The 6,915-nt window shown below is 67.2% G+C and carries 6 protein-coding genes; 1 reads left to right on the plus strand and 5 read right to left on the minus strand.

Features of this window, described 5'->3' with window-relative positions:
- On the minus strand, positions 1 to 344 hold a 344-nt coding region (locus tag JMF90_RS17320; RefSeq protein WP_201325258.1), incomplete at its 3' end, for a PspA/IM30 family protein.
- Positions 345 to 787: 443 nt separating this feature from the next.
- Here JMF90_RS17320 and JMF90_RS17325 point away from each other — a divergent pair.
- The gene (locus JMF90_RS17325) at positions 788 to 3,307 is read left to right on the plus strand and encodes a penicillin-binding protein 1A (protein WP_011549591.1); all 2,520 of its coding nucleotides are present in this window, start codon (positions 788 to 790) and stop codon (positions 3,305 to 3,307) included.
- An 83-nt stretch (positions 3,308 to 3,390) separates the two neighbouring features.
- Here the strand turns inward: JMF90_RS17325 and JMF90_RS17330 are convergent, their stop codons facing one another.
- The 4 genes from JMF90_RS17330 to JMF90_RS17345 all read right to left on the minus strand — a co-directional run.
- Positions 3,391 to 3,825 carry a DUF3574 domain-containing protein gene (locus tag JMF90_RS17330; protein ID WP_077179224.1) on the minus strand — a complete coding sequence of 145 codons (435 nt, stop codon included), beginning with the start codon at positions 3,823 to 3,825 and terminating at the stop codon, positions 3,391 to 3,393.
- A gap of 145 nt (positions 3,826 to 3,970) precedes the next feature.
- Complete coding sequence (locus tag JMF90_RS17335) at positions 3,971 to 4,990, minus strand: threonine/serine dehydratase (RefSeq protein WP_011549593.1); 1,020 nt, start codon at positions 4,988 to 4,990, stop codon at positions 3,971 to 3,973.
- A 60-nt stretch (positions 4,991 to 5,050) separates the two neighbouring features.
- The gene (gene argE, locus JMF90_RS17340; protein WP_006478558.1) at positions 5,051 to 6,271 is read right to left on the minus strand and encodes an acetylornithine deacetylase; all 1,221 of its coding nucleotides are present in this window, start codon (positions 6,269 to 6,271) and stop codon (positions 5,051 to 5,053) included.
- A gap of 104 nt (positions 6,272 to 6,375) precedes the next feature.
- A partial coding sequence (locus tag JMF90_RS17345) for a TRCF domain-containing protein (protein ID WP_307730537.1) occupies positions 6,376 to 6,915 on the minus strand: 540 nt, incomplete at its 5' end.

Below are 6,915 nucleotides of genomic sequence, written 5' to 3' on the forward strand. Positions count from 1 at the left end.
ACCGACGGCTCGAGCGTCGTCAGCTCGGCCGCGAGCGCGTCGCGCTCGGCTTCCGCGTTCGACTGGGCCGCGAGCGCCTCGCGGGCGAGCGCTTCGTCGCCGCCCTGCAGCGCGCGCTTCGCGCCGTCCTCGTACTTCCTGACCTTGTCGTCGGCCGCATCGCGCTTGCTGCGCTGGGTCGCGACCTGTGCCTCGATTTCGATCAGCGAATTCTCGGCACGGCCGATGCTGTCGTCGAGCTCCCGCACGATCTGCCGTGCGTCGCGCGACGGATCCTGTACCGAATCGGCCGCATCGTTCAGCAGGCCTTTGATCGTGCGCGAAATAGAGTCGAAAAGCGACATGAAATCCTCCGTGGTTGAAAGGCGCCGCGTGACCGCGGCAATGCCCGTCGCGAGCCGGTTCCGGCCCGCGTGAGCCGGCGGATATTACACCACCGGTTCACTTAAATACGGCTTAAACGCGCGAGTTCAAGCGGCTCGCGCATCAGGACGCCAAACCTTTCGCGACTGAAAGAAATTCGCCCGTGCGTGCCGTATCGCGTGTCCATCATAGGCCGAGGATGTCGACAATACGTTCCGCAAATCACGGCATTGCGGGAATTTTTACAAAAAATCGCGAAGGCGCCCGGTCGATTTCATTAAAATGCGCTGTCACGTCGCGGGAACGGATCGCCGCGCGGTGGGGTCTGTCGACGTGACAGCCGCTTCTCGATGCACCCACTCTGATTCATCCGCTTGCATTTCCGCATGCGTCCGAGGGCGCCACGTACGCCCGCCATTCCGACATGCCAATTATCAAACGACCGCCTTCTTCTTCCGACAGGAACGAGCCCCACTACACGCTGCGCCGTTCGCCGTCCGGAGCCTATTACCCCGATGACGACGATCGCGACGACGGCCGCCGCGCGCAGCAGCGCAGTGGCGGCGGAGGGCGCCGGCGCACGTTCGGTTCGCGCGTCGCGCTGTGGTTCGTCGGCCTGTTCGCGACGCTCGCGGTCGTCGGCGCGCTGATCGTCGGCTACGCGCTGGTCGTGATGGCGCCGCAACTGCCGTCGCTCGATGCGCTGACCAACTATCAGCCGAAGGTGCCGCTGCGTGTGTTTACCGCCGATCACGTGCTGATCGGCGAGTTCGGCGAGGAGCGCCGCAGCCTCGTGCGCTTCCAGGACATTCCCGACGTGATGAAGAAGGCCGTGCTCGCGATCGAGGACTACCGCTTCTACGAGCACGGCGGCGTCGATTTCCTCGGCATCCTGCGCGCGGGCGTGGCCGACCTGATGCACGGCGGCGCGCGCCAGGGCGCGAGCACGATCACGATGCAGGTCGCGCGCAACTTCTTCCTGTCGAGCGAGAAGACCTACACGCGCAAGATCTACGAAATGCTGCTCGCGTACAAGATCGAGAAGGCCCTGACGAAGGACCAGATCCTCGAGCTGTACATGAACCAGATCTATCTCGGCCAGCGTTCGTACGGCTTCGCGGCCGCGGCGCGCGTGTATTTCGGCAAGGACCTGAAGGACATCACGCTCGCGGAAGCGGCGATGCTCGCGGGGCTGCCGAAGGCGCCGTCCGCGTACAACCCGGTCGTCAATCCGAAGCGCGCGAAGGTGCGTCAGGAATACATCCTGAAGCGCATGCTCGACATCGGCTACATCACGCAGCCGCAGTACGACGAGGCGATCAAGGAAGAGATCCACGTGCGCACGCCGGGCAACCAGTACGCGGTGCACGGCGAGTACGTCGCCGAGATGGTGCGGCAGATGATGTACCAGCAGTACAAGGACGAAACCTACACGCGCGGGCTGACCGTCACGACGACGATCAACTCGGCCGACCAGGAAGCCGCGTATCAGGCCGTGCGTCGCGGCATTCTCGACTACGAGCGCCGTCACGGCTATCGCGGCCCCGAAGCGTCGATCAACCTGCCTGCGGCCGGCGACGAACGCGACGAGGCGATCGACGATGCGCTCGCCGATCACCCGGACAACGGCGACCTGCAATCGGCGGTCGTGCTGTCGGCATCGCCGAACGCGGTCGAGGTGCAGTTCGTCGGCGGCGCGACCACGACGATCGGCCCGGCCGGGCTGCGCTTCGTGTCGGCCGCGCTGGGCGCCCGTGCGAACAACGCGCTGCGTATCAAGCCGGGCTCGGTCGTGCGCGTGCTGAAGGACGGCAAGACGGGCTGGCAGGTGGTGCAGTTGCCGCAGGTCGAAGGCGCGCTCGTCGCGATCGCGCCGCAGGACGGTGCGATCCGCTCGCTCGTCGGCGGCTTCGACTTCAACAAGAGCAAGTTCAACCACGTGACGCAGGCGTGGCGGCAGCCGGGCTCGTCGTTCAAGCCGTTCATCTACTCGGCGTCGCTCGACAAGGGGCTCGGGCCGGCGACGATGATCAACGACGCGCCGCTGTACTTCCCGCCGAGCGTGCCGGGCGGCACCGCGTGGGAGCCGAAGGACGACGACCAGCCGGACGGCCCGATGACGATGCGCACCGGCCTGCAGCGTTCGAAGAACCTGGTGTCGATCCGGATCCTTGCGTCGATCGGCACGCAGTACGCGCAGCAGTACGTGACGCAGCGCTTCGGTTTCGATCCGGCGAAGACGCCGCCTTACCTGCCGATGGCGCTCGGCGCGGGCCTCGTGACGCCGTTGCAGCTCGCGACCGGCTACGCGGTGTTCGCGAACGGCGGCTACAAGGTCGATCCGTACCTGATCGCCGAAGTCGACGACGCGCGCGGCCAGCCGCTGCAGAAGTCGCAGCCGGTGGTCGCGGGCGGCACGGCGCCGCGCACCATCGAAGGCCGCAACGCGTACGTGATGAACAGCCTGCTGCATTCGGTCGCGACGGCCGGCACGGGCGCGGGCACCAACGCGCTGGGCCGCAACGACCTGCAGGGCAAGACGGGTACGACGAACGACGCGAAGGACGGCTGGTTCGCCGGCTACCAGCAGTCGCTCGTCGCGGTTGCGTGGATGGGCTTCGATCAGCCGAAGAGCCTGGGCAGCCGCGAATTCGGCGCGCAGCTCGCGTTGCCGATCTGGGTGAACTACATGCGCACCGCGCTGAACGGCGTGCCCGAGCAGCAGATGCCGATGCCGGACGGCCTGACGACGATCGACGGCGAGCTGTACTACGCCGATCGGACGCCGGGCAACGGCTTCGTCGCGAACGTCGACATCAACCCGGCGGAGAACGCGATCAGCGCGAACGACGCCCTCGGCTCGGCCGGCGCGGCCGGGCTCGCGCCGCCGCCCGTCACGCCGCAGGAGAAGCAGCAGATCATGGACATGTTCGAGAGCAAGTAAGCGGTACGCTGTGCGTCAGCCATGCGACGGGCGCCTTCGGGCGCCCGTTCTTTTGTGCGCGACCGGCAGCGGAAGCCGGTGAATCAGAACGACGCGCAGGCCGGCACGACGGTCATGCCGACCGATTGCTGATGAAATCGCTGGACGTACGCTTGCCGGATCGCGGCGAGCCGTGTGCGCGTGTCCGGCGTATCGTCGGCGATGATACGGATCACGAAGCTGTCTTCGCGCGTGACGTCACCGGTCGAGCGGTCGCGCCACTGGCCGTGCGTGTCCCAGTAGGTGAGGCCGTCGGGAAAGCGCGGCGTGACCGTGTCGGCGAGGAATGCCGCGCGTTCGGCATCGGTGACGGGCCCGCGCCCGGCGATGTCGCGCCCGAACAGCAGGTCGGCCTGCAGCATGCGGCTTTCGCCCGGTTGCGTGCAGGATGCCGGTTGCGCGCCCGAGATGGACGAGGGCGCTGCCGCGCAACCGGCGAGCAGCGCGAGCGCCGCCGCGCATGCGGCCAGCCGCCGCATCTGCCCATTTCGTGACGATCGACCTTCGCGCGTGCAAAACGCTGCGCGCTCAACCACTTGCGTGCGGGTCCGGCGGGTTATCAACAGGGCTGTCAACATAATCTGGGGATAACCCTAGGATGGCCTGCGCACGCGCGGTGCGGAGTCAGTGCTGCAGTTGCGCGTGCGCGAGATGCATGCCGAGCGTGGCGGGGTCGGTATTCGTGCCCGACAGCAGCACGCCGACGCGCTTGCCCTGCAGCGTTTCGCGCAGCGGGCCGAGCAGCGCGGCGAGCGCGGCCGCGCAGGCCGGCTCGACCGACAGTTTCAGGTGCGAGAACAGGAACAGCATCGCGGCGCGCAGCGCGTCGTCGGAGACGGTGACGATGCGGTCGAGGTGGCGCCGGCACAGCTGGTAGCTGTATTCCTCGGTATGCGGCGCCATCAGCGAATCGGCGATCGTCTGCATCGCGCTCATCTTGATCGTGTGATTGGCCGCGAAGCTGCGGCTCATCGCGTCGGCGCCTTCCGGCTCGACGCCGTACACGTGCACGCGCGGATTCGCGAGCCGCAGCGCGGTCGCCATGCCGGCCGCGAGCCCGCCGCCGCCGATCGGCACGATCACCGCGTCGAGGTCCGGCGTCTGCGTCGCCCATTCGTAGCCGAGCGTCGCGGTGCCGAGGATCGTGTGATAGCCGTTGAATGGATGAATGAAGAAGCGGCCTTCCTCGGCCTCGATGCGCCGCACGAGATCGAACGCCTGCGACGCGCTGCCTGCCAGCACGACTTCCGCACGGTACTGCTTGCACTGCGCGATGCGCGTCGGGCTTGCGGTATGGAACATCACGACCTTCGCGCTGCTGCCGAGCCGCATCGCCGCATACGCGACGGCTGCCGCATGATTGCCGGCCGATACGCAGGTGACGCCCGCGTTCTTGCGGTCTTCGTCGAGCGCGAGCAGGTGCGTGAACGCGCCGCGCGCCTTGAAGCTGCCGCTCGCCTGCAGCAGCTCGAACTTGAAGTTGACGTGCGTGCCTTCGAGGGAGGGCAGGTCGGCGCGCTCGAACACGGGCGTGCGCGCGACCCAGGGTGACAACGCGAAATGCTGCGCGGCGATTTCGTCGAGCGTCGGAATCGGCTCGCCGTCGATCGTCGTATGGGCAGTGCCCTGTTGTTCAGTCGACATGACGTGGCGGGTGGCGGAGTGGGCCGACCCGCACACGCGGGCTGGCGTGGCGGGAGGCAGTCAGTGCGCGTCGACCGACATGCTGCGAATGAACTTGCGCAGGAACTGCTCGCAGCCGGCGAGCTGCGCGAGCTCGACATATTCGTTCGGCTTGTGCGCCTGCTCGATGTTGCCGGGTCCGCACACGACGCTTGGAATGCCCGCGCGGGCGAACAGCCCGGCCTCGGTGCCGTACGCGACCTTGCGCTTGTCCTGGTCGGCCGTCAGCGCGCGCACGAGCTGCGTGATCGCGGCTTGCTCGGTCGCGTCGAGGCCGGGTGCCGCGGCGATCTTCGAGAACTCGATCGCGGCGTTCGGATGTTCGCGCAGCATCTGCGGCAGCAGCGTTTCCTGTGCATACGCTTCGATGCGCGTGAAGATCTGCTCGGGATCGAGCGTCGGCAGGTTGCGGAATTCGAAGTCGAAGCGGCACTCGGCCGGCACCGTGTTGATCGCGTTGCCGCCCTGGATCGTGCTCGTCTGCGCGGTGGTGAACGGTACGTCGTACAGTTCGTCGAACGGGCCTTCGGCACGGAAGCGGTCAGCGATGTCGCGGATGTGGCAGATCAGGCGGGCCGCATACTCGATCGCGTTGAGCCCCTTCGGCGTCAGCGACGAATGTGCGGCGTGGCCGCGCACGCAGCAGCGGTACGCGTTGATGCCCTTGTGCGCGATGATCGGCCGCATGCTGGTCGGCTCGCCGACGATGCAGCCGGACGGCTGCACGCCGCGCTTCACGAGATCGGCGATCATCAGCGGCGCGCCCGCGCAGCCGATTTCCTCGTCGTAGGACAGCGCGAAATGGATCGGCTTCGCGAGCTTCGTCGCCTGCATCTCGGGCAGCAGCGCGAGCGCCGCGCCGATGAAGCCCTTCATGTCGCAGGTGCCGCGGCCGTACAGGCGGCCGTCGCGGATTTCCGGCGCGAACGGGTTGCTGTCCCATTGCTGGCCGTCGACCGGCACGACGTCGGTGTGGCCCGACAGCACGATGCCGCCGTTCGTCGAACCGTCGTGCGCGGGCACGGTGGCAAACAGGTTCGCCCAGCCTTCACGCGGATCGTGCGTGATCGTCGACGCGATGCCCTTCGCGGCGAGCGCGTCGCGTACCGTTTCGATCAGGCCGAGGTTCGGCACGCGGCTCGTCGTGTCCATCGACACGAGTTGCTTGACCCAGGGCAGGCTGACGAGCGATGCATCGCCTTCGGTTGCGGCGGACGGCGCCGTCGCGTCGAGAGTGGACATGGCAAAACTCCGTCTGATGAATGGGAAATCATACTCAAAAACGCGCCTGCCCGCCTTCGTCGGGCGCGATGCGGTGCAGCAACGTCGCGCCCGTCAGGATTGCGTCAGCGGGCCGCGACGGCCGCCCCCTGTTTCGGGCCGAGCGCGCGCAGCGTTTCCTTGATCGTCGACACGCGGATCGCGAGGTCGGGCGAGCGCGTCTCGATGCGCAGCTTGTCCTGGCCCGCGAGCTTGATGTGGCGATGCTTCTGCACCATCTCGATGATCCGCATCGGATCGATCGGCGGATTCGGCTCGAACTGCAGCCCGATCGCGACCTCGCTCGCGTCGATCTTCACGATGCCGAGCGGCTTCGCGGCGATCCGCAGCCGATGCGTCTCGACGAGCGCGTGCGCCTGCGGCGGCAGCTTGCCGAAGCGGTCGATCAGCTCTTCCTGGATGCCGTCGATCGCGTCGCCGTGCTCGCAGTTCGCGAGCCGCTTGTACAGCGACAGCCGCTCCTGCACGTCCGCGCAGTAATCGGCCGGCAGGATCGCGGGCGCATGCAGGTTGATTTCGGTCGTCGCGGCGAGCGGGGCGGTGAGGTCGGGCTCCTTGCCGTTCTTCAGCGCCTTCACCGCGTCGTTCAGCATGTCCGTATAGAG

This window comes from Burkholderia sp. E168m23 (assembly GCF_016586125.1).
Taxonomy (GTDB): domain Bacteria; phylum Pseudomonadota; class Gammaproteobacteria; order Burkholderiales; family Burkholderiaceae; genus Burkholderia; species Burkholderia orbicola.

Coding starts and splice junctions, on each gene's coding strand:
- JMF90_RS17325 (WP_011549591.1), top strand. CDS start 788: ATGCCAATTATCAAACGACCGCCTTCTTCTTCCGACAGGAACGAGCCC.
- JMF90_RS17330 (WP_077179224.1), bottom strand. CDS start 3,825: ATGCGGCGGCTGGCCGCATGCGCGGCGGCGCTCGCGCTGCTCGCCGGT.
- JMF90_RS17335 (WP_011549593.1), bottom strand. CDS start 4,990: ATGTCGACTGAACAACAGGGCACTGCCCATACGACGATCGACGGCGAG.
- argE (WP_006478558.1), bottom strand. CDS start 6,271: ATGTCCACTCTCGACGCGACGGCGCCGTCCGCCGCAACCGAAGGCGAT.